Raw genomic sequence first — 23,306 nt, 5'->3', positions numbered from 1 at the left:
AAACAATATTTTTTACCTTCGCCAACTAATTCTCTGACTAACCTCGGAGAACGCCACCTTTGCCAAAGCAAACAATGCACATCGGCCTAGACGATACGGATTCAACTAAAGGAGGCTGCACTACGTACCTTGCTGCTGTTTTTATCGAAGAACTCGAAAAATTAAACGTACGTTTTATTGATTACCCAAGCCTAATTAGGCTCAATCCTAACGTGCCTTGGAAGACAAGGGGTAACGGCGCACTCTGCCTAAGATTCACCTATGAACCTGAATTTGAAGAGGAAATAAAAGATACAGCTATGACATTGTGGGAAGAACACTCGGCAATCAAAGAGAAAGGCACAGACCCCGGCATAGTTTTCTTAAAAGGCGCGCGAATCCCAAAGGAAGTGCAAGTTTTCTCTAAAGGTGCCCAAACAAGCATAGTTACCCTAAAACAAGCTATGGCACTCATCAAGAAGTTTGGGGCTGAAGCGGCTGGTTTCAACACTTGTAGGGGCATCATCGGGGCACTGGCAGCCATAGGCGAACCCCTCAACTGCGACCACACTTTTGAGTTGATTGCTTATCGAACAAAAGAGGAGGTGGGTTCAAAGCGGCAGGTAGATTTGGCGTCGATTTTTGAAATGGACAAGCTGACTGCACCCTACACTTTCAACAACGTTGACACTGAAAAAGGTAGGGTTATCATTACGCCGCGTGGTCCAGACCCAATCCTCTTCGGAATCAGAGGCGAAACACCAGCGGTGGTGAAAAAAGCGTTTGAGCTTGTTAAACCGCTTGAGCCCGTGGAGCGCTGGGTAATTTTCAGGAGCAATCAGGGCACGGATGCTCATCTAACACCTGTAGAAGCGCTCGGTAAGATTGAGCCTTACAGTTCAGTAATCGCCAACGGAGTGGTTTCAAAAAACCCACGATTAATTCCAGTTCGCCATGTAATCTTTTCCATCAAAGACGACTCTGCCGAAGTGGATTGCGCTGCGTACGAGCCGACCGGTAGCTTGCGCAAAATCGCAAGAGAACTCGTCGTTGGCGACAGCATCGAAGTCTACGGCGCAGTACGAAAGGTAGCAAAAACTAAGTCATTAACAATCAATTTAGAAAAAATCAACATTCTATCCCTAAAACCAAAGACGCGCACTGAAAACCCAATCTGCCCAAACTGCAAAAAACGCTTAAAATCCATGGGCAAAAGCCAAGGATACCGCTGCGAGCGGTGCGGCGGCAAATTCCCCGACTTGGAAAAAACCCAGCAAATTGTGCCAAGAGCACTAAAGGCGGGGTTGTACGTAACTGCAACAAGGTCACAGAGGCACCTCACCAAGCCTCTTCGGCGCTATGGACAAGAAAAGACAGGCTCACTAAAGGAGGCTTTGATAGAGGGCTGGCATTCTTGAAATTTTCTCGAAATTATTTAAAAGCATGAAGCTCGTAACCCATTAACTAACATTGGGAGCACCAAACAAATGAAGTTTACAGCAAAGGACTACGACCTCCCCTTCTTTAAAGAAGAGGGTTTTGTTAGGAAGCATTGTCCAAAATGCGGCGAGTATTTTTGGACTCAGAACGCTGAGCAGGAAACTTGCGGCGAATCAAGTTCTGACGAGTGCGGATGCTACACGTTCCTTGGCAACCCCGCAACCAAGAAAAAGTTCAGCCTTTCCCAGATGCGAGAGGCATTCCTCTCATTCTTCGAGAAGAACGGGCACACCCGCATAAAGCCCTACCCAGTGGTTGCGCGTTGGCGCAAAGACATTTACTTAACACACGCAAGCATCATCGACTTCCAACCTTACGTTACCGAAGGCATCGCGCCTCCTCCTGCAAACCCGCTGGTGATTTCCCAACCTTCAATAAGGCTTACGGATATTGCAAACACTGGCCCCACGTTTGGCAGACACCTGACAATTTTCGAGATGGGTGGAGCACACGCATTTAACTACCCAGATAAAGAAGTGTATTGGAAAGACGACACAGTTCGTTTCCACCAGCGTTTTGCCACTGAAGTGTTGGGCATACCCTCGGAAGAAGTGATTTACAAAGAAGGCGTCTGGGTAGGCGGAGGTAACGCAGGTCCAGACGTTGAATGCATCGTGCGAGGCTTAGAAGTGGGCACGCTAGTGTTTATGCAGTACAAGGTTGTCGGCGACGACTTTATTGAACTGCCGATTCGCACGGTGGATACGGGGTATGGTATTGACCGTTTCACTTGGATTAGTCAGGGCGTTCCAAGCCTCTTTCAAGCTATCTACGGCAAACTGCTCGACAAAGTGCTGGACATGGCAGGAATAACTAACGTGGACAATGACTTCTTGGAGAGAGTTGCAAAGTATTCAGGGTTGGTCAGCGTTGATAAGCGTGCTAACAGGCTTGTGGCACGCAAACGCGTTTCAGAACTCACAGGCATCGATTTAGAAACGCTTGATAAAGTGCTGATTCCGCTTGAGAACGCTTGGGCAGTAACCGATCACACCAAAACGTTGAGTTTTATGCTCTCCGAAGGTGTTGTTCCTTCAAACATTCAAGAGGGCTACTTGGCAAGGCTGCTGTACCGCAGGGTTTATCGATTGTTACGTATGTTAAACATGGAGCCAGCAAAGCTCTATGACATCATTGATTTGCAGGCGGATTACTGGGCAAAAGACTTCCCCCACATCAAAGAGATGCGCAACGAAATCGTTGAAATGCTAAAAGTTGAGGAGGAAAAGTTCGAAGACACTCTTAAGCGTGGAGAAGGCATGGTGAAACGCATCGCCAGTGACCTCAAAGCCAAAGGCACAGGCAAGTTGCCTATGGATACGCTCACTGAACTCTACGATTCACATGGGCTTCCACCTGAAATAGTCAAGCAAGCCGCAGAAAAAGAAGGCATCGATGTGGAAGTTCCTGAGAACTTTTACGCGTTAATCGCTAAGCGCCACATGCAGGCATCCAAACCCGTGGAGGAGGAAGAGGCCAAAGCTGAGGAGTCACTCGAAAAAGCAGCTGAGCAACTGCCCGCGACAGAGCCGCTTTATTACGCTGATGTTTACATGAAGGAATTTGACGCAAAAGTCCTCAAGATCATCAACAGATTGCATGTGGTTTTGGACAGAACATGCTTCTACCCTGAAGGCGGAGGACAACCATCAGACCAAGGCTGGCTGACTGTTGGCGATTCAAAGTTTGAAGTTGTTGAGGTTGTAAAGATTGGCAAGGTTATAGTGCACAAACTCGGCGCTCCTGCAACGTTCAAAGAAGGCAGCGTTGTCCATGGCGTTCTAAATTGGGAAAGACGATATCCACTGATGAAGGCTCACACGGTTACTCACGTAATCAACGGCGCTGCAAGGCGGGTTTTGGGCGAGCATGTTTGGCAGTCAGGAACCCAGAAGGGGCTTGAAACGTCACGGCTGGACATTTCGCACTACCGCAGACTGACCCAAGAGGAAATTCACAAAATTGAAACGTTGGCAAACCAAGCGGTCATGGCCAACATGAAAGTTGAAACACAATGGCTTCCACGCAACGAAGCAGAAGCACGTTATGGCTTTAGGCTCTATCAGGGTGGTGCGGTTCCAGGTAAAGACATCCGTGTCGTGAAAACTGGCGATTGGGATGTGGAAGCGTGTGCTGGAACACACTTGGGCAGTACTGGCGAAGTCGGCTTTGTCAAAATCGTTTACACTGAACGCGTCCAAGACGGCGTTGAACGGCTCGGTTACGCGGTTGGACTTGAAGCGCTAAAGGCAGTACAGGAACACGAGACGCTACTCTGGAAAGTATCCGAAGTTCTCAATGCGCCCATAGACAAGCTTGATAAAACTGCAGAGAAAGTCATCAAAGACCTCAAGGAAGCTAACGTTGAGAAACGCCGCTTAATCAAGGAACTCGCAGAAAAAGAAAGCGCAATCGGACAAGAGCAAACGGCAGAAGAAGCCGTGCAAATTGATGGCATAGCCATTGTGAAACGGGATTTCGGAGAAGTAATCGATGTGAACCGTATGGTGCAGACTGCAAGTGAAATCATTAAGCGCAACGACTCAGCCGTCACGATATTCTATGGTGCAGACGGAAAAACCTGCAGAATCATGGTAATGGCTGGCGAAGCAGCAGTGAAAAAAGGCGTTAATGCAGGCAACATTGTCAAGGAGGCGGCGCCGATTTTTGGCGGTGGCGGAGGCGGCAGACCCAACTTTGCTCAAGGCGGCGGAACCAAATGTGACAAACTCAAGGACACGGTGCAAGCGGCTGAAGAAGCAGTCAAGAAGCAACTCAAGAAGTAATGTTTTAGAGTCTTACTTCTTATTTGTTCTTAAGCATCTCTAAGAATTTTCATGTTTTAGAATTTAGTTGATTTGGATTTTTATGCCGATTGCGTTGTAGACGTTTCTTTCAATGGTGCGTTTGAGGTTGCTGATTTTATCTATGGTCGAGTTGTAGACGTTATGCTTAACGGTTTCGTGTGTTTCGATGCTGGTTTTTCTAGCCTTTAAAAGGTCAAGTTGCTCTTGGAATTGAGCCAGATTCTGTTTGATTTCATCCATCTTAGACGAAGCCACCAACTGTTCTTTTCGGGTCGCCATCTCTTTGCAGCGCACCTGAAGCTTCAAAAGCGAGTCTTTGTGAAGTATCTCTTGAACTGTCTGGTCGGCTTTTCGGGCTTTATCAGATTTTAACTTAAGCTTGTCATCTACCAACAGTTCTTCAAGCTTTTCAAGGGCATCTTTAAGCAGTGGGTAACCGTCTTTTTCTGCTGCTAACGTGTCAAAAGGCTTCTCTAAGTACTGATTTATCACGTTGACTTGGTCAGGTGTAACGCCTCCGCCACCACCTGAAGCGGCTAAAGCTTGCATTTTAATGAATGGTTTCTGCAGGTGCCTCAGCGCGTGTTTTAGTTCATTGCTTAAGGCGTCTATTTCAGTGTTAACCATGTTAAGCTTGTCGATGGGGCCTTTGGTTTTGAGGCCCTCTATTTTTTGTTCTATCTCTGCGATTTCCTGCTCGATTGGTACGCGCTCGTTTTTGATGCTTTCTTTGTCATCCTCAAGGGTGGTTAACTGTTTTTCTACACTCTGCAGTTCGTTTAGTAGTAGAAACGTTTCTTCCAAAGTTTTTGTTTTAACATACTCCTTCGTTACGAAATCGTTTAGGGCAGCATACGACTGCTTAGCTTTTTCGTAAAAAACAAGGAATTTTCTTCGATCCATGATGAAGAAGGGTGAGATTCTTGGGAACCAGTTTTTGATGTCTATGTCGGTTACTAGGAGAACTTTTTGGGTTTCCTGAGCATACCTGCTCATAGTATCATAGGATACTTGGTCTGGGGGGGTGAGTTTTTTTAGGCGGTCAAGAAAGAGGCGGGCAAGCTTGTTTAAGGCGCGGGCGCGGTTGTAGAGTTTCATGTTTCGCCGTTCAATCTCTTTGGAGCTTGTGTCAAAGAGTTGTTTGCTGACTTCTGAAACCGTTTGTAATGAAGTGTTCATGTCGTCCCGTAACTTTTTGGCTTGGGCATGAACAGGAGTGAGGGTGGCGTTGGTTTGTTTTTCAAGCCAGCGTCTTGTTTCTTCGGAAGATGAGAACTGCATTGTTTGTTGCGTCAAGCTGCTTCGCTTTATTTTTACTGGCTTGAGTTATTTATGATTATTTCCAAATTTTCCCTAATTGTTTACGCTTTTTTAAGTAGCTACTCTTAAATAGGTAATAGAGAATTCAGCATCAGCAGGGAAACAAAATGGACACTAAAAAACTCACTTTCGTAATAATGATGGGTGCTCTTGGAAATGTTTTATTTGTCATAAGCTACCTGACCGGCCAAATAGCACCCGGCGTAGCCTTAGATTTATCCCTACTTGCTGTCTTCATCGCTGGCTTCTTTGCAGGACCCAAAGCAGGGCTGGCAACAGGCTTAATCGCGGGCATCATACCAGGAATTATGTTTGGACCAGCAGGGAATGGCGGAATACTAGGACTAATTGGCCTGCCCATAGGGAAAGGTCTTACTGGATTAACGTCAGGACTAATTTCAAACGGTTTAAACCTGCACCAGAAAATGCACAAATCCCTTTGGGCAAGCCCATTAACACTTTTATCATACGTACCTGAAGGCGTATTTACATACTCCTATTTTATAGCACTATTACCACTGTTTATGCAATCAGCCCCTCTTGCAAGCACAATCATAAACGCAATCATGATAAAAGCCGTGGTAGAAGTAATCGTTATGAGCGTCATAATCGCCGCATTGATGGGCAACAAAGGCTTTAGAGATTTCATTCAGAACTCCTTCTGCAAAACACGGCTGACAGCCACCAACTGAACCCTCTATTTTTTATCCAGAAAACGACTTTTTACGAAAACGAGGATTTTTCTCGTGAGATATTTCAACTCTGACTTTTCTTTATCGTTGATGCGTTCTCAGGCATGCCATGGGATAAAGGAGACAGGGAACGATCTTTTTTTCGGTCGATAGACTTACAATTAAACCATATGATTTCTAAAATTAAGTAAAAAGATGACACAAGATTTTTGCAATTTGTCAGGAAACAAAAGTCACCACTGTGTCCATTTTCACGTAAAATGCAGAATCGCTGTTTGAAGAAAAGATTAAGAGTAATTTTTCATTATCAATCACTATTATTGAGATATCAAGCGTGGGGTTGACATAACGAATACTAACATTTGATTTATTCCGAAAAGTATCAATTAGTGGGTGGTCACTACTATTACAAACCAATATTCGCATGGCAGATACTGAATTATTTTTAAATTCATCCTGCAATAGAAGTTTTATAACTTTAAGCTGTAGCAAGGACAGCACATTATTTTTTGCCTCTTTTAGTGATCGAATAATTAAACGATCAATTTTTTCTTGACCTTTTATTACTAAAAAGCTCTCTAAAGGAACATATTCAACTTTAGTTTTTTCCGTTTCCATGAATGATCTTAATGTCATTGCCTGCTTTATTTCTCGCTCTTTTTCATCGATAAATAAATTTATAGTTTTGGTGACAGGCGTAGTTGTGAACCGTGTTGGAGACTCAAGTGTTGCCTCTACTAAGCCTTTACTTTGAAGGCTCTTTAAAATACGATAACCTTCAGCTTTATGTATTCTCAGTCTTTTGGTAATTTGGTCGCAGGTAATGGCCTTATAGCTACAAAGAAAGAAATACATATCAATTTCTTTTTTAGTCAATCCTATTTTTCTAAGAAAGGCTACCATAAGCTCAGTTGCCAATTTCTCAACCTCTCAGCTAGTAACCTTTGCATCTAGCCATATTTTATTTGCAATAACTATACTTATTATTTGTGAAAGGAGGTGAAACAAATAAAAAAGAAAACGCTTGTTTCATCATCGATTGTTTTCTTAACGGTGATATTAATGGCTAATTACAGCATCCCAACAGCTGCAGCGGAACCTATTGGCAATGGTGGAACCCGTGACCTATACGTTTATGCAATGGACACTGACATTACTTGGGCTTACAGCTGGGGAAGTGGTACACTCTATTATTATTGCTGGGGTGATGGCGAACAATACATCGGCATAGTATTTAATTGGGCAGGTTGCCAAATGGGGGCTTATCCATTTGCAGTACATAAAATCCAAGTTGACATAGGCCGAGAATTTCAAATACTGGATACAAATGTTCCATGTGTGGACTACGGAACGGTTTCTTGGTGGGGTTGGCTCTGGGGAGAAGGAAATAGGCTTCAGTCCTTTCGCATGTATGATTTTTACTTCTCAGAAGGTCAATACTACATAATCGCTAAACGAACAGATTACGTCAGTAGTCAAGTTTGGGTTCAAATGTGGGCTGGTGTACTCTACGGTAACATGCAGATGTACACAGACTTTGACACATACATATTAGACTTACCGCCTCATTCCTAATACTAAAAATATCACTACATATCTCATTTCAACCCATTTTTTTGAATATTAGGCAATGGTAAACTGGACATTGCTCTAATGATTTCAAACTTCTTTCAGCAGGTTTTAGTAAAAAAAGAATTTTTAAGACTTTTTCAAAAGGATGTAGTCAGAATCCTAACGCTTGCGATAGCACCTTAGGATTTATTTGTCCTGCTTTGAACGTCCTACCTGTTTTTGCGTTGTTTATCATCAAGAGGGCTGGAGCAAATAATCCGTGGTCTATCTTGTAGAAGTCTTTGTCGGCTTCGCGGAAAATCTGCAAGAACGGCTTGCCATAATCCTTAGAAGCCATAGAGGGCGCTTGCTCAACGATTTTTTGCAACGCCGCTTCATCATCATAATCAACAGTTAGGTAGACTGTTCCGCCGTAGAGTATGGCATCGTTGGTTCGCGCCATAGCAACCTCAAAATCCACGCCGACAGGTGGAATCGGAGCGTAACCCATTGCATAACGAATTACTTTAGGGCTCAACCCAAGAATTCGCAGTTTGTGAATGCCCACCTCAACCACTCTGCCAGCGACCTGCGTTAAACCAGCCGCGCTCGCAGTTGGAGCAACAACAATAAGCAAATTCTCAGCTGAAACACCGCTTGCGGTCGTCACTTTTTCGATGAGGGCATCGGAAGGCAACACGTTACTTTCAAGTGTAAGCACTGCTTTATCGCTTTGGTCTTTGTAGCCGATTTCCTCAAAAATATCCTTGGGCTTTAGCGCCAGCGCGCGAGCGGGGCCAGAGCCGATGGCTATGTTGTCGCCGTCTTTGATGCGCCAACCTGCAAACTGTGAACCCAACGCGGCAATGGCAGGATGGTCAGTGCTGATGGTTATTGACGGGAAAGTTATGTCGCCGTAGGTTTTGAAGCCTACCTTGGCTTTGCCTGCGCCGCCCATGCACAATTCCGTCAATTTCTTGCCAGCTTGAAAACCACCTTTAGCTTTCACGCCAGCGTCAACGATTGCTGCTCCAGCACTGGATTTTGTAACTATCACACCGTATAATTCTGGTTTTTCTATGAGTTTTTGGGCTTTCTCCCAAGCCATCTGATTTACGCTAAACACCATGAAGATTTCACCTTAACGTTACTTGACCTGCTTTAATATTAAAGTTAACGCCAACATATTTGAATCCTAATAGTTAATCTATGCAGAAACCTATAGGGGTAGGTCACTACTGGCGCTTTCTCAAACCAAGCATCAATTAGGGCGTCCAGCGAAATGGCAGTTTAACTTTACGATGGCGGCTTGATTTTGTCTACAAACCGCGCCTGAAGTTTGGCAAGTTTAGGCGCAATCACTGCCATACAGTATGGTTCCCGTGGATGCTTTTTGTAGTAATCTTTATGATAAGTCTCTGCTGGATAGAACTTTTTTAGCGGCTCAACACTTGTAACGATGGGCTTGTCCCAAATTCCTTCCTTGTTCAGCTCATCAATCAACTTTTCGGCAATAACCTTCTGCTCTTCATCATTATAAAAAATCGCAGACCGATACTGCGTGCCTACATCAGCACCTTGCCGATTCAGCGAAGTCGGATCATGCATAGAAAAAAATATCTCCAATATCTCTTTGTAACTGATAACTTTTGGGTCAAAATAAATTTGAGCAGCCTCAGCGTGCCCTGTCACACCTGAAGAAACCTGCTCATATGTCGGGTTCGCAACGTTACCGCCAGTGTAGCCAGGCTCAACTCGCACTACACCTTTAATAATGCTAAAGGCAGCTTCAGTGCACCAAAAACAACCGCCGGCTAACGTCGCGATCTCCAAAGTTTTTTCTCTACCTTTTTGCTGACTCATAAAAGCCTCTCCTAAAAAAGACTGCGAGCACTTAGAACTTAACAGTTTCTGTATGTGATGGCATAACAACATTGCCCTAAGAAACATTTTAAGTTTCCAAACAATTAGCCTTGTAGCAAACCTCGGGGCCAAACATGCAAAAAAACAATTCACAACATAAAATCGCGATTACTCCATTAGCGGCAGAAAGCTTGGGCGTCCGATCTATGTGCACGCTGGTGCAAACTCCCGACGTTACAGTACTTTTGGACGCCGGGATTTCATTATGTCCATACCGCTTTAACTTGCCCCCGCACCCCATCGAGTTCCAAACCATCAGTCGCTTGCGCCGAACCATCGCGGAAGCCGCCGACAAAGCTACTGTCACTACGATTAGCCATTACCATTTTGACCATCACACGCCTTCATTTGAGGACTGGGTTGTCAACTGGACAGAGGAAACAGAAACCGCACGCCAAATCTATCAACACAAAATCGTACTCATTAAAGACCCGAAAGAAAACATAAACGCCAGCCAAAGACAGCGTGCATGGATGTTCCAAAAAACAGGCGGTAAACATGCCAAAACGCTGGAATCAGCAGACGGCAAAACTTTCACTTACGGAAAAACAAGGCTGTGTTTTTCTGAGGCTGTCGCTCACGGGTCTGAAGATTCAATGTTAGGTTGGGTAATTATGACTGTTGTTGAGTACGATGATGAACGGTTCATGTTCGCGCCTGATGTTCAAGGACCAATGTCCACTCGTACGCTGGAGCTTATTTTAGCTGCGCACCCCACATTAATTATGCTGGGTGGACCACCACTTTATCTTGGCGGTTTCCGCGTTGACATGGCGCAACTGGGGTTTGGCCTTCACAACCTAGAAAAAATTGTAGAAAAAGTGCCAATGATAATTTTGGAGCATCATGCCCTTCGAGACGAGTTTTGGAAGCAAAAGATGGAAAGCGTATTTTTAAAAGCTGCAAAGTTCGAGCACCGCATCGTGACTGCAGCAGAATACGCAGGTAAGGAAAACAATTTTCTAGAATCCCATCGTAAACAAATCTACAGAGAACAGCCGCCATCAAACGAGTTTAAACAATGGATGAAAACTTTAAACAACAAAAAAATAGCCAAGCCACCCATTTAGTTCACGAGCACGCGAAGCATCTATCTGTTGACTGCCAATGCCTTTAATCAAAAACGCCTGTTGCCTTCAATCAGTTCCTTAACGGTTAACATTTCAATTTCTAGGCGATAATTCATTTTAGCTCTTACTTTTCCTCTAACGGCATCATCGCCAAAACTGAAAGCCACAATCGTTCCGCCTCTTGCACGATTCCTAGCCAATGCAGCTGCAAAGGAGTCAATCACGCTCATTCCAACGCCGTCTGATTGCTTAATCAAAACTGGTTCTCCTCCACTGGTGTAGCCGTCTATTCCCATAGCTGTGTCCCTTGCTGTGGGCGGTCTGCCGTTAAGCTTGGCTAAGACCCAATCGTTAAATTCACGTGATGAAAGTCTTCGCAAACTTTTCTCGTTTACTCGTCTGCTTTTCATTAGGAAGAATGTTGTTGCACCTGCTCCAGCAATAACTGCCACACCGACGCCAGCGGCAATAGCCGCTAATGGGATACCGCTCGCATCTTGCTCTTCTAAATCGGATGCCTTGTCAACGTAGCCTTTTCCATCACAGGTTGGGCACTCGATTTCTCCTGTACCGTCGCATTCTGGGCATGTTTCTGTTGTTTGGATAGCAACTCCTGTGCCGTCGCAGTATGGACATGTGACTTCGTCGACTTGAGTTACGGCTATGGCTGCATAGTTGAGTAGCTGCATTTTTGTGTATCCTCCATAGAACTCTATTTTGATGGTTACGCTGATTTTTTCTTTTGGCGGGAAAGTGATTTTTTCTGAAGTACCACTGTGTCCCGAGATGGTTGCAGTGACTATTCCTTTGGCTTCGATGGTTTCTTGGTTTTCAAATTGTCCTGTGATAAATGTTGCTTGCTCGCGTTGCTCTGCGTCTTTACCTCTAAACAGGACGGTTGGTTTGAGGATGCCTGTTGCGTTGCAATGTTGGCAGTCTCCGTAACTTTGAGTTGTTGTTTTGCCAGTACCGTTACAGTTTGGGCAAGTTATGATTCCTGTTCCATTGCATTTTGGGCATTGCGTCGTTGCAGTTATGAGAGCTAAAGTTGAAAATGATAGGAGTATGATTAGAAAAATTGTTAACAATTTATTGTTCATTGATGTTTTCTCCTTTGTGTTGGTGGTTCTGCCTGTTATGAAAGGTATTGTTATGTTTTCTTTAAATAAACTTCGGAAAAAGTATTTTTAATTTGATTAATTTCAGTTTATTTGACTGCATATTTTAGTTGTTACTACGAAGGCTGTCATTAAAACAAACAGGGAATGTTATTTTGATTTTATAGTGTAGTCCGCTTCGAATGTTCTTGGGTCTATTTCTCTTGTTTTGTCAGCTTTCAACACATACTTTTCTGTCAGCATTTTGAAGTGGTTAGCGAAGCTTTCGACGTAGTCATGTATGCCGCAACCGTAGCAAAAGCCACCTGTAAAGGAAACGGTGAGCAGGGGCGGGGCGAAAACTACGAGTTTGACGGCAATTTCTGCTGGTCGCAGACGATTGTAGAACACTATGGCTTTGTTAACGGTTGCTTCTAAGTCAGTCTCTGGCATCATGTCTAAACAGGAATCCTTGAGCCATCAAATCCAAGTTTTGAAATGCCAAGCTCTTCCTTAACTTCGCGCAACTGAGCGGCAGTAAACACTGGGCCATCATGGCAGACACGGTACTTGCCAATTACACAGCTTCCGCACAAGCCAATACCGCACCGCATAAGCCTCTCTAAACTTGCCTCCAGAGGCAGCTTGCGTGCTTCAGTCATTTCAAAAATTTTCTTCACCATAACTTCTGGGCCGCATGTGTATATCATGTCAAACTTTTCTCTGTCCAGCAAATTAGCCAGCGGTTCAGTTACTAAGCACTGTAATCCCGCGGTGCCGTCCTCTGTGGTGGTTATGAGGTTTTTCTCTTTGCATATGTCGCCAAGTTCACGCACAAACAGTAACTCATCTTTTGTCTTGGCGCCTTCAACAAACGAGAGCCGCTCCGTCTTCTCTGCTAATTGCCGAGCCAAAAACAGTAAAGGCGCTGTCCCTGTTCCTCCGCCAACAAGCAGAACTTTGCCGCGGCTTAAAGTAAAACTGGTTCCAAAGGGTCCACGAACGCCCACGGTTGCGCTAGCCTCCAACTCATGCATGTGCCTAGTTGCATCCCCAACAGCCTTAACTGAAACAGAAACTAACCCGTTTGAAGCATCCAGAATGCTCAGAGGAATCTCGTCGATTCCTGGAATCCAGAGCATCAAAAACTGGCCTGGCTTGGCTTTACAGCATAAACGGTCAGGTAGCACGAAAGTCTTTACGGTTGGGCTTTCATCTTTGATTTGCACAATTGTTGTTGTTCTTAACGTGTTACTTGCGGTGAGCGAGCCCGACAATGTCTCTTACACTCCTATAATTTTTTCTTCTCAAGTACGTTTCTACTCCTTTATTGATGGCTTGGAAAACATCTGTGTCCTCAAACGCAACAGCCGTGCCAACCTGCACTGCACAAGCGCCCGCTAAGAAGAATTCTACGGCGTCACGCCAATCTGTTACTCCACCACAACCGATGATTGGCACGTTCAACGCTTCGGCGATGTCCCAAACACACCGCAACGCCACGGGTTTGATTGCTGGACCTGACAAGCCGCCTTTTAGGTTGCTTAAGATGGGAAGCATAGTGTCGCTGTCAATTGCCATGGCTTTTAGCGTGTTTACAGCTGTCAGGGCGTCTGCTCCTGCTTGAACTGCTGCCTGCGCCAAAACCGAAATATCTGCAACGTTGGGTGATAACTTTACGATTAGGGGTTTGTTTATTGCTGCTTTCGCTTTTTCAACAACTTCTGAGAGTATCTTTGGGTTCTGACCTATTTCAGCGCCAGTTTGCTTAACATGCGGGCAAGATACGTTGAGCTCCACTGCATCAGCGCCTGCTTCAACAGCTTTCTTTGCTACAGTTGCGTACTCTTCTGCCGAGTAACCAAAAACGCTAACGATAAGTGGAACTTTCAGAACCGTCTTGCAGAACCTAATCTCCTCAGAATAAACATTAATTCCCGGATTAGGCAAGCCCATCGCGTTAATCAAGCCTGACTCAGCCTGCACCACCGTCGGGTTTGCATAGCCGATTCGTGGTTCAATTCCCACAGACTTTGTTACTACCGCGCCTGCGCCACCACGCACGACACGTTGTAGCGACTCAGTTGAATACCCCAAAACCCCCGACGCCAGCATAGTGGGATTTTTGAGCATCAACCCAGCAAAAACCGTGCTTAACAGACTGCTTTCCAAACCAACTTCACCGTTCACCCTATTCTAAAATACTGCCAAAAGATAAAGCTTCGTTTAAACAAGCCACACCATCAAGGCACCCATAAACTTAGCGTTTTTCCTGTCTACTTCCTCCATGGTGCAAACAAAAAGCGCATCTGTAGATGTAAAAAAGAAAAATGAGGGGAAGGCAACCTCAAGGGCGCCTTATTTCTTCTTTTTAGCCTTTTTAGCTGTCTTTTTGGCTCCTTTTGCCACGATACTGACCTCAATGGTACAATTAAGGTCGTTTTATATTTAAAATTTACTAAAGGCTAACTATTCTGTCACAACACATAAAATATCCTAAAAACAGGTGCTATAATAAAAATAAGCTTAAAAACAGCCGACTTATAAGCGCATTTTTCCCATGCTTTTAAACTTGACAAAATATACATTTACATGTTAAAAATGTAGCGGAATTTACTTGGCGCTTGTTTCTCGGAAAATCTTTTATAGCAGTGCAGTGTAAAAAATTACATAGCGATGCAAAAAATTTCAAGGTGGCAAGTAAGATAAAATTAAAAGTAACGACAAAACAAATCGCCATTATAGCAGTGTTTGGAGCAATCTATGCAGTCCTAAGAGCATTACCAACTGTCCCAATGATAGGTGTAGCAGGAGCATACTTCTCAGTCTCAGATATTTTAGCGCCTATTTACGGAATTATATTGGGGCCATTTATAGGAGGAGCCAGCGTTCTAATTGGCACGTTCACAGCTATGACTGTGAAAGCCCCAGTATTCTTAGGGCTTGATTTTCTGCCAGGATTCATAAATGCAGTTGCTTTGGGATTTCTCGTAAGAAGAAAATGGCTACCAGTAGTAGTATTAAACGTGATTTTGCTCATAGGCTTTGTTGCTAACCCGTTAACAGTAAACCTGATAAATGTGCCTTTAGGGGTCACTAACATAACTGTTCCCTTTGCGTGGTTGCACATAGTAGCACTTGTACTGCTTATTTCACCAGTGGGATTGAAAGCGACACAATGGGTACAGACGTTAAAATCAACCAAGGCCATCTCAGGATTCGCCATATTAGCATTAATTGGAACAATGATGCAACATTTGATGGGCAACATTTTATATGAAAACATATTTGTTTATGTTAACAAGTGGATGACTCCTGAATCGCTTGCTTTAAACTGGAATGTAGTTTTCTACCTCTACCCGTGGGAACGCTTAATGCTTGTCCTACTAGCCGTTGTGATTGGCATACCCTTAATCCGAGCGCTTCAAAAAACAGCACTTATCCCAAAAAGCTCTGCACCAATACCAGAATCAAATTACAAATCGGAGCCCAAAACTAATTTTTAAAGAGAAAAGCATCCTGAATGTACTCTTTTCCTGTTCTTAAGGCAATTTCTGCTTTTTCTAGTTCACTCCCTAAATAAGCAGCATGATCGATTCTCGATGTTAAACCAAGTTCAACAATTTTAGAATAAACGCTCTCAGCCGTTTGACCCTTGATCACGTTAAAGGGTTTATTCAACTCTTTGGAAGCATATTGAACTGCGACTAAAAGTTTCTCTTCACGGTCAACGTAAATTTTGAACATGCCAGCTGGGTCGAAAATGGCAGGCTCCAAGGTTTCTGAGGCAACAATAACCTTGGTCTTTTCTTCTAATTTTTTATCGTAAGGTTCCTCGTGCGAGCGTTTGTCTTTGAGAACCAACAAATCGATGCCAAGGTCTTTAGGCACAGAACCGCGCCGCTTAGCTAAGAACATCATTTTAGCAGCAGCCACTTCCTCTGCCACGGTACCTTTTGCTTTAGTGCTTTTCTCGGTTGCCAAAAGGATGCTTCCGCCAACTTCAGACGATAACCTCGCCAAGATAGCGTTAAGACCAATCGAGTCAGCGTCAAAAAGCTCCGTTACGTTTGAGACTCCGACAAAGAGCGGCACAGAGGGGTTTCTTTGGGCAAACTCTTTGAAAGCAATGAAAGATTCCAGAATGTCTGAGGGCTCCAAAATCAAATCGGCAAGGCAACGCTTTACGCCGAGCTGTTTTGCTTTAGTGATTATTTCTTCGAGGAACTCTACACGTTGTTGTGCTTTTTTTGGAAAGTACCCTTGTCGCTGATTGGTAGGAATAATAACAACCGCCACATCCCTAATGTAAGGCGCGATTTCTTGGATGTTTCCTGCGTCGCCGCTCAGCACCAGCGCCGCGCCAGCTTCCACTGCCGCTTTAATCTCGGCTGGGTCAAGCGTGTCAATGCTCACAGGCACATCCACAACCTCCTTAACCCACCCCACGATACACCTCGCCAAATCTGGCTGGGGCTCGCCTGAAACCATGCCCACATCGATGATGTCTGCGCCGACCTCAACGAACCGTTTAGCTGTCCGCTGGATGGCTTCCTTATCCATTAATGCAGCATCGACAATTTCTGCGAGTACACGCATGGGAAAGTCTTTGCCGACCGCCACATTGCCAATCAGCATGCTGCCCGGGTTCTTGAGCAGTTCATCGCGGTTTGCTTCAACTTTCTCGATTTCTTCGAGAGCTTTCTGCTGAAGTTTTTCCCGCAGTAAATCGCACGCTGGCACCGTTGTTGAAAGCTCAACTTCGCATAATGAATCAAGAACTGTTGGCAGGTCGGCGGCGTACCGTGGACCTTTAAAGGCTGGAATACCGACTGCTTGCGAGATTACTGTGGTGTCGCCTCTGACGAGCCCAGGCACCAAAATCGTGTTAAAGCCTGATAGTTTCATGTTTTCAAGCGCATCAGCTATTACTTTGGGGGTTAGTAGTGCGGCGACAGCCATCTTTAACGCCACAGTTTCTGTTTCCACAGCGCTCTCTTTCGCATAGCGCTTAACTGTTTCCTCTGCAAGCGTTCCTGTTACCAAAAGTACCTTCATCTCGCCGTCACTTGGTTATTTTTATTTTTGCGCCTTTATTGTTTGCTTTTGCTATGAAAACTTGCCCGCCCACACCTTGGCGCAAGTAAGCCTTAACTTTTGCGAGCATCTGCTTTGCCTGCTCTTCTTTCACAACTGCGTAGAGCGCTGGCCCCCAAGAACTCTGCCCTACACCATAAGCTCCAGCGTTTTTCATGAAACTTATGCAATCTGCCGCTGCTTGGCTGTGGTATGTTCCACCTTGAGCTTGTGCAAAATGGTTCCCTGTTAAGATTTGGATTTTTGTGAGGGCATCACCGAAGTTTTCTATGTCTTTTTCAGCTATGGCTGGAAGAAGCTTAAGCATAATTAAGCGGCAAATTTGAGCAACGTCTTGCGCAGGCATTTTAGTTAGTTTGTCGAAGGCTGTGTTTTCTTCTGAGTTGGCTAAGCCTTTCTTTAAGTTCGGCACAGCTACGATAAAGCGCCACTCATTGGGGAAGGGTTGGCGATAGATTAGAGGTGGAAACATTTCTTGGTGCTTGAGGTTTTTGCCTCCGTCAACTACAAAACCGCCGCCCTGAAAGATTGCGGTGCCAACACATGTTCTTCTGGCACGCCCCATGACAGTTGCTAATTCAGGAACAGAAGCCTTGACATCAAAGAGCTTTGCAAGCGCAACCGCAACCGCTAAGGAGAGTTGGGTGCCTGAGCCTAAGCCCACGTGTGATGGAATCGCCTCAACAATATTGAGGTGAACTTTGGGTTGTACGTGGTAAGTAGAGAAGAACCGCTGAGCAAGAACTGTTGCCAACTCTTTTTCTTGACCTGTGACCACAAATTTTTCTGAGTGTTCGGCTTCGACTATTACGTTTGGGTGATCTATGGCTACGCCTAAGCCGCCAAACATCCGCCCCAAATCACCGTTCATATCTATTAATCCAAGATGAAGCCTAGCTGGAGTCTTAACCAAAACCTTCACTGCCTATTCCTCCAAGAGTCGATTCTTTTCGTTAAATCAGCCATAACCGTAGAATACGCTGAGTTGGGAGCTACGCGGTTTACAATTTCATCGCTGTTTTTAATCATTTCCAAAAGCTTGCCAACACGTTCTTTTTCTTGGGGACTGTTGATGAACGCTTTTACGCGGGTAGCATGGATTATGGCTTCCAAAGTTAATGCCATCGCACGGTTGTAAACTTGCGGATAACTCCTCACGGCATCAATCCGCTCCACATTCAAGAAGACTCTATTTTTCTCATCGTCAAGCGACTCTATGCCTGCAACTGTAACTTCAACTGTTGCATCAGCCAAGCGCAACTTAGGGGCATTAACGGTTTGTGATTTCTCAAACCACTCCGTGGGTAGTTTTCCGTTTGGGTTTGCTTCTTTGAAGGCGGTTTTGTAGAAAAGCTCTATGTTGCTTGTTAGGTTTATGACTCCGCATTTGTTGGCTCTGAGGTTTCGGCTGGTTGCTGAGGAATCAAACAGGTTGAACGTGAGTTTTTGCTGGTTCTGCATGGTAATGCCCATGGGTGCAGCGTTGGGTGTTCCATCACTGTTGTAGGTTGAAAGTATGGTCTCAAAAATTACGCCTTTCACGAAGCCTAAATCAGTTAACTGTGCCATTTGACCAACCCAGAGCCCTTTTGGATGGGCATGAGTATTCTTTTTCAACCGAGTGTAAATTTTCACAGTGGAATAATAAAGTTATGCCAAACAAACACCTGTCGCAAGCCAAAAAGTCAGGGGGTTATAATGTGATAGTCTATATCCGCAAGGTATATATCTAAGTGATATATAACAATAAGCTATAAGGAAGGCAATCGTAATGAAAGGCAACAACGCAAAATATGTTCTCCTGGGCCTCTTAAGCCACAACCCCATGAGCGGATATGACATAAAAAAATCCGTGGCAACACGCATGAGTTACTTTTGGGACCTAAGCTACGGACAAATCTACCCAACACTAAAAGAACTTGAAAAAAACAAGCTCATAACCAAAAAAGTAGAAATCAACCAAAATGGTCCCAACCGCAAAGTCTACACAATCACCGCTACAGGAATCAAAGAACTGCAAGCTTGGCTTGTCAAACCTGCAAAAAAAGAAGTTCACAAGTACGAGTTTCTGCTTAAACTAATCTTTGGCGACCAAGCTTATCCAGAATTAAACCAAAAACACATTGAAGAGTTCAAGGACAGAAACCAAAAAACCCTGCAGACCATGAATCTCTTCCTTGAAAACATCAAACCAATCTTAAACCAAAACGAATCCCACTTTTACGTGTTACTCACGATTCTGCTTGGCAAGAGCATATCTCAAGCCAGCGTAGAGTGGGCAGACACAGCATTAAAAATGCTCAAGGAACACGCAAAAGCGGAGGTGAAAACTTGAGGTTTTGGCCACAGAAAAGGTGGAAGAAAATCTTGCTGACAACTTTACTGATTATCTTGGCTGTGCTGATCGGCATCGTAGGCTACCTTGAATGGAGCGTTTACAGAGAAGTCTCCTCAAACGTTGAAGTACTAAACGCGCAAGGCGCAAAAACCGCTCTTATCATTTACCATCCAGGCTTAACAGACTTTGCACGAAACGTAACCTACTCCTTCGCTGATGGACTTGTATCCAGCGGCTGGCGAGTAGAAATCACAACCGCAAGCGCGCAAGCACCAACCGACCTATCCAAATACTCGCTGCTGGTATTGGGCTGGCCAATTTACGACTTTAACCCTGGACCAACAATAACAAACCACCTTGACAGAATCGGAGACTTAAACGGCATCGACACAGTAGTCATGGTTATTGCAGGAGGCATGGATCCTTTGCATGCACAAGAAAACATGAACACGAAAGTGCAGAACGCCAACGGAAACCTTATAGCGACGCTACAAGCTTTCAGAGGCGGGACTGCCGCGCAAGACATGTTTAACGCTGCAAAAAACATAACACCCTAAGGGTGCAGCCATGAAATACCTAATCGTTATCCCAACGGCGATAACTTCGCTACGAATCGCATTTCTCCCGCTCTTCTTTTTCCTCTTTAATGAAGGCAATGCGACTTCATGTTTGCTTCTGTTTGCTTTTTGTGTAGCCACAGACTCAGTGGACGGCTACTTAGCCAGAAAGCTCAATGTGACCTCAAAGTTTGGCGCTTACTATGACGCTACAACTGACTTTAGTTTCGTAATTGGTATATTTGCAATCTTTTACGTTAGCGGATTGTACCCCGTTTGGTTACTTCTACTCATAATCGCAGCGTTTGGTCAATTCTTAGTTACAAGTCACTATGCCAAAAAAATCTATGACCCAGTAGGCAGGTACCTGGGAAGTGCACTCTATATAGGTATAGCCTTAACCTTAATTTCACCAGTACAAGCAATGTTTAGCTTTGTTCAGTTTGCCTTTATGGGCTTCTTTTTGCTCTCACTCACAAGCCGCATAATCAGCTTAACTAGAAAAAACGTTTAACTTATCGCCACCACTACTTTCACATAAATTTCGGTGCGTCCTTTGCCAGAAACAAAACTCAAAAACAAAACTGAACTGCCAGCGCAAGTTCGAGTTTCCGTAGGCACTGCCATCGTTCTTGGTCTTCTGGAAGGAAAAATGGATGCGGAGCCCACAACGGCATACCTAATGACGCACAAGACTGGCAAGTGCTCAGCAAACTGTGGTTTCTGCCCGCAAGCAAGAGGCAGCAAAAGCAATACTGAACTTTTGTCCAGAGTCACATGGCCAGCCTTCCCAACCGCCAAAGTTCTAAAAGCGCTAAGCGTAACATCGGATAAGGAAAAAATCAAGCGAGTCTGCATCCAAGCCCTAAATTACCCCAGCGTTTTTGTTCATCTTGTTGCGTTAGTTAAAGAAATCAAAAAACACGCCGCCGTTCCTGTCTCGGTTTCTTGTCAACCCCTCAACAAAGAAAACATGAAGCTACTGGCAAAAGCAGGCGTTGACAGGTTAGGCATAGCACTAGATGCCGCAACCAAGGCACTGTTCGACAAAGTTAAGGGCAAAGACGCAGGCGGCACCTATTCTTGGGAAAGCCAATTCCGTCTTCTCAACGATGCGAACGCTGTTTTTGGAAGAGGCAACGTTAGCACTCATTTGATTCTTGGGTTAGGCGAAACCGAGAAAGAAGCTGTTGCGATTATTCAGAAATGCGTTGACATGAGCGTATTGCCAGCGCTTTTTGCTTTTACACCAGTGCGCGGCACAGCAATGGAAGAAAAATTGCCTCCACCTTTGGAGTCTTATAGGCGTGTTCAACTTGCCAGACACTTAATCGTCAATGGGAAAGCTAGAGTTGAGGATATGCGCTTTAATGATGAAGGCACCATTATCTGTTTCGGGGTAACAAGGCAAAATTTGGAAGCTGAAATCGACAGTGGCTTGGCTTTTCGAACTTCTGGTTGTCCTGACTGTAATCGTCCGTTTTACAATGAAAAGCCCAGTGGTCCCATCTACAATTATCCCACGACTCTTAGCCGAAAAGAAACAGAGAAGGTAAAGAGGCAACTTTTGTTTTAGGTTATCAGTTGGTCAGCGGTTTCCTGCAATTGTTTCTTGTCAATTTTTTGCGGTTTCGGTTTTTGCCTTGTTATTTGCTCAACTAAGCGCCAGAACTGTTCCATGGTATACCCTTTGAGAAGGTCCTTCATGAGTTTTTTAACTTGATAGTACGTCATTTGGGCTTCACCTTTGTCGAGACTTTCTTGTGGACCCTTAATGCGTCTAAAGAGTTCGTCCATTTGGCGTGGCGAAGCTCTGATTCCAGCGTTTTCTAAGAGTTTTTGGATGAGCGTTTGACCTGTGTTTCTGCCGATGAAAATCATGGTTTCTCTGCCCACGATTTCAGGCGGGAAGGGCTCGTAAATGAGTGGTTGAGACATCATTTCCTCAACCTCTTCCTCAACTTCATGCGTGAAAATGTTCTCGCCGATTATCGGTTTGTGAAATTGAATCGGAAGGGCAAACGCTTTCTCTGCTGATTGCGCAATACGGTAAATCTTGCCCATATCAATTCCAGTGTCAATGTTATAGAGAAGCTCTGCAGTTGTCACAACCTCTTCAAACGGCGCTATCCCAGCACGTTCACCAAAACCCGCAATGCAAGTGTGCAGGTATGATACACCTTCTTCCATAGCGGCTAACGTGTTGGCTGAGGCTAAGCCGAAGTCATTGTGGCAGTGAATGGAGAGGGGGATTTTCTTTCTAATAGACTCAGGCAAGCCATCTCGAATGTGGGATATCAAATAGCGCATAGAAAGCGGTCTTATAAAACCCACAGTGTCAGCTATTCCTAGGCGAATTGCGCCAGCGTTGGCGGCTGCTTCGAAAGCCTGCAAGATGTCTTCTATTGGGGTTCGGGTGCCATCCATGAGCACGAAATTCACGTTTGTACCATGTTTTTTTGCATATTCTATGCTGTCAGCTATTCTCTGGAGAGCTTGTTCTTTGGAAATCTTGAGCTTGTATTGAAGGTTCAAGCCGTTAAAGGGTGACTCAATAGTTATTTCTTTGATTCCGCACTCTAAACAGGCAGTAACGCTGTTTTTTGTAGGTTCAGCTGAAGCGGTAAGCTTTGAATAGCTAAAGCTCTCGTTAACAATACGCTTAACGTTCCGTTTCTCATCTTCAGATATCGCTGGAAAGCCCACGTTTATTATGGCAACACCTGATTCATCCATCAACTTAGCAAGCCTAACCTGCTCCACGTAAGTTAAATAAACCGTGGGTGCCTTGATGCCTTCTCTGAAAGTTTCATCCCAAATAAAAACGCGATCAGGCAGTTTAGGGGGCAAATTCTTGCGCAAACGGTTATAGTTTGCAATCAGCCCCTGAGCTTCCAGCTTTTTAAATATCGTTTTTCTCATTTATACACAATCCACAAAGGAAAGTACACTTATGTTTACTAACAAATTCTTATATAAAACTGCATCTATTAGAAGAACTCCGCCTTCTGTTTAACAGCCAATTTACAAGTTTATTTTCATAGGGAGCGTCCCCTAAGCGTCTGGTTGCAAAAGTCTTAAGTGCAAAAACAACCAAACTAATAAGCGCCAAGGGGAAACAACATCATGGGCAGTCTCAAAGAAAACATTGAAAAAATCAAGAACCTAGAAGCTGAGAAAAAGAACCTGTTAATTGAAATCGAAGAGCTCAAAAAAATGGCTGACGCAAAAGCCGTCGTTCTTGAGAAAGAAGTTGGTGCTCTTCGGGATGAAGTTAAATCACTCAAGACTCTAATAAACGGCTCAGAACCAAATCCTGAAAAGTAAACAAGATTTAAAATTATAAAATAAAAGCAACTAAAGTGTTGATTAGCC

Annotated in this window: 23 protein-coding genes; 11 read left to right on the top strand and 12 right to left on the bottom strand. The window is 44.4% G+C overall.

From position 1 onward, the window contains the following. Positions 1-59 precede the first annotated feature (59 nt). Positions 60-1,397 (top strand): tRNA(Ile)(2)-agmatinylcytidine synthase, encoded by a 1,338-nt coding sequence (locus NWE95_09420; protein ID MCW4004114.1) that lies wholly within the window; start codon positions 60-62, stop codon positions 1,395-1,397. 69 nt (positions 1,398-1,466) lie between these two features. After that, a complete protein-coding gene (gene alaS, locus NWE95_09415; GenBank protein ID MCW4004113.1) occupies positions 1,467-4,265 on the top strand; it encodes an alanine--tRNA ligase in 2,799 nt (932 codons plus the stop codon). Positions 4,266-4,328: 63 nt separating this feature from the next. Here alaS and NWE95_09410 read toward each other — a convergent pair whose 3' ends face one another. Then, positions 4,329-5,582: a hypothetical protein gene (locus tag NWE95_09410; protein MCW4004112.1), complete on the bottom strand. Its 1,254-nt coding sequence runs from the start codon at positions 5,580-5,582 to the stop codon at positions 4,329-4,331. 131 nt (positions 5,583-5,713) lie between these two features. Here NWE95_09410 and NWE95_09405 point away from each other — a divergent pair, with 131 nt between their 5' ends. Continuing rightward, the gene (locus NWE95_09405) at positions 5,714-6,298 is read left to right on the top strand and encodes a hypothetical protein (protein MCW4004111.1); all 585 of its coding nucleotides are present in this window, start codon (positions 5,714-5,716) and stop codon (positions 6,296-6,298) included. Between the two features lie 219 nt (positions 6,299-6,517). Here NWE95_09405 and NWE95_09400 read toward each other — a convergent pair whose 3' ends face one another. After that, complete coding sequence (locus tag NWE95_09400; protein ID MCW4004110.1) at positions 6,518-7,216, bottom strand: hypothetical protein; 699 nt, start codon at positions 7,214-7,216, stop codon at positions 6,518-6,520. A gap of 81 nt (positions 7,217-7,297) precedes the next feature. Here NWE95_09400 and NWE95_09395 point away from each other — a divergent pair, with 81 nt between their 5' ends. After that, positions 7,298-7,873: a hypothetical protein gene (locus tag NWE95_09395; protein MCW4004109.1), complete on the top strand. Its 576-nt coding sequence runs from the start codon at positions 7,298-7,300 to the stop codon at positions 7,871-7,873. 148 nt (positions 7,874-8,021) lie between these two features. On the opposite strand, the gene mch is transcribed toward NWE95_09395, so the two are convergent. Next, complete coding sequence (mch, locus tag NWE95_09390) at positions 8,022-8,978, bottom strand: methenyltetrahydromethanopterin cyclohydrolase (protein ID MCW4004108.1); 957 nt, start codon at positions 8,976-8,978, stop codon at positions 8,022-8,024. A gap of 167 nt (positions 8,979-9,145) precedes the next feature. Next, positions 9,146-9,712, bottom strand: a complete 567-nt coding sequence (msrA, locus tag NWE95_09385; protein MCW4004107.1) for a peptide-methionine (S)-S-oxide reductase MsrA — start codon at positions 9,710-9,712, stop codon at positions 9,146-9,148. Between the two features lie 134 nt (positions 9,713-9,846). Here msrA and NWE95_09380 point away from each other — a divergent pair, with 134 nt between their 5' ends. Beyond that, positions 9,847-10,842 (top strand): hypothetical protein, encoded by a 996-nt coding sequence (locus NWE95_09380; GenBank protein ID MCW4004106.1) that lies wholly within the window; start codon positions 9,847-9,849, stop codon positions 10,840-10,842. Between the two features lie 47 nt (positions 10,843-10,889). Here the strand turns inward: NWE95_09380 and NWE95_09375 are convergent, their stop codons facing one another. The 4 genes from NWE95_09375 to NWE95_09360 all read right to left on the bottom strand — a co-directional run bounded on the left by NWE95_09375 (position 10,890) and on the right by NWE95_09360 (position 14,111). After that, positions 10,890-11,942, bottom strand: coding sequence for a hypothetical protein (locus NWE95_09375; GenBank protein MCW4004105.1), 1,053 nt, complete (start codon positions 11,940-11,942; stop codon positions 10,890-10,892). A gap of 168 nt (positions 11,943-12,110) precedes the next feature. Next, complete coding sequence (locus NWE95_09370) at positions 12,111-12,395, bottom strand: hypothetical protein (GenBank protein ID MCW4004104.1); 285 nt, start codon at positions 12,393-12,395, stop codon at positions 12,111-12,113. 2 nt (positions 12,396-12,397) lie between these two features. Beyond that, positions 12,398-13,216, bottom strand: a complete 819-nt coding sequence (locus NWE95_09365) for a dihydroorotate dehydrogenase electron transfer subunit (GenBank protein ID MCW4004103.1) — start codon at positions 13,214-13,216, stop codon at positions 12,398-12,400. Then, complete coding sequence (locus NWE95_09360; protein ID MCW4004102.1) at positions 13,191-14,111, bottom strand: dihydroorotate dehydrogenase; 921 nt, start codon at positions 14,109-14,111, stop codon at positions 13,191-13,193. Before NWE95_09360 ends, NWE95_09365 begins: the two co-directional genes overlap by 26 nt. A 521-nt stretch (positions 14,112-14,632) precedes the next feature. Here NWE95_09360 and NWE95_09355 point away from each other — a divergent pair. Continuing rightward, a complete protein-coding gene (locus NWE95_09355; protein MCW4004101.1) occupies positions 14,633-15,445 on the top strand; it encodes a hypothetical protein in 813 nt (270 codons plus the stop codon). On the opposite strand, the gene NWE95_09350 is transcribed toward NWE95_09355, so the two are convergent. From NWE95_09350 to NWE95_09340, 3 genes are read right to left on the bottom strand one after another with little or no spacing between them, the layout of a single operon-like run. After that, entirely contained in the window at positions 15,435-16,997 is a 1,563-nt protein-coding gene (locus NWE95_09350; GenBank protein ID MCW4004100.1) for a dihydropteroate synthase-like protein, read from the bottom strand. The two genes, NWE95_09355 and NWE95_09350, sit on opposite strands and share 11 nt — an antisense overlap. A gap of 7 nt (positions 16,998-17,004) precedes the next feature. Further along, on the bottom strand, positions 17,005-17,949 hold the full coding sequence (locus tag NWE95_09345) for a kinase (protein MCW4004099.1): 945 nt from the start codon (positions 17,947-17,949) through the stop codon (positions 17,005-17,007). A gap of 5 nt (positions 17,950-17,954) precedes the next feature. After that, positions 17,955-18,605 carry a DUF447 family protein gene (locus NWE95_09340; protein MCW4004098.1) on the bottom strand — a complete coding sequence of 217 codons (651 nt, stop codon included), beginning with the start codon at positions 18,603-18,605 and terminating at the stop codon, positions 17,955-17,957. Positions 18,606-18,807: 202 nt separating this feature from the next. Between NWE95_09340 and NWE95_09335 the strand changes: the two genes are divergently transcribed. Genes NWE95_09335 through NWE95_09320 form a run of 4 tightly spaced genes read left to right on the top strand, consistent with a single transcriptional unit; the run spans position 18,808 to position 21,507 of the window. After that, entirely contained in the window at positions 18,808-19,371 is a 564-nt protein-coding gene (locus NWE95_09335; protein MCW4004097.1) for a PadR family transcriptional regulator, read from the top strand. Further along, complete coding sequence (locus NWE95_09330) at positions 19,368-19,931, top strand: hypothetical protein (protein ID MCW4004096.1); 564 nt, start codon at positions 19,368-19,370, stop codon at positions 19,929-19,931. The genes NWE95_09335 and NWE95_09330 overlap by 4 nt, the downstream gene beginning before the upstream one ends. A gap of 10 nt (positions 19,932-19,941) precedes the next feature. Beyond that, entirely contained in the window at positions 19,942-20,445 is a 504-nt protein-coding gene (locus NWE95_09325) for a CDP-alcohol phosphatidyltransferase family protein (GenBank protein MCW4004095.1), read from the top strand. 42 nt (positions 20,446-20,487) lie between these two features. Then, positions 20,488-21,507 (top strand): radical SAM protein, encoded by a 1,020-nt coding sequence (locus NWE95_09320; GenBank protein MCW4004094.1) that lies wholly within the window; start codon positions 20,488-20,490, stop codon positions 21,505-21,507. Here the strand turns inward: NWE95_09320 and NWE95_09315 are convergent. Further along, positions 21,504-22,853 (bottom strand): hypothetical protein, encoded by a 1,350-nt coding sequence (locus tag NWE95_09315; GenBank protein ID MCW4004093.1) that lies wholly within the window; start codon positions 22,851-22,853, stop codon positions 21,504-21,506. The genes NWE95_09320 and NWE95_09315 overlap by 4 nt on opposite strands. Before the next feature lie 204 nt (positions 22,854-23,057). On the opposite strand from NWE95_09315, the gene NWE95_09310 reads away from it, so the two are divergent. Continuing rightward, positions 23,058-23,258, top strand: coding sequence for a hypothetical protein (locus tag NWE95_09310; protein MCW4004092.1), 201 nt, complete (start codon positions 23,058-23,060; stop codon positions 23,256-23,258). Positions 23,259-23,306 lie beyond the last annotated feature (48 nt).

Source organism: Candidatus Bathyarchaeota archaeon (assembly GCA_026014725.1).
Taxonomy (GTDB): domain Archaea; phylum Thermoproteota; class Bathyarchaeia; order Bathyarchaeales; family Bathycorpusculaceae; genus Bathycorpusculum.
This window is presented reverse-complemented; position numbering and strand designations above follow the sequence as displayed.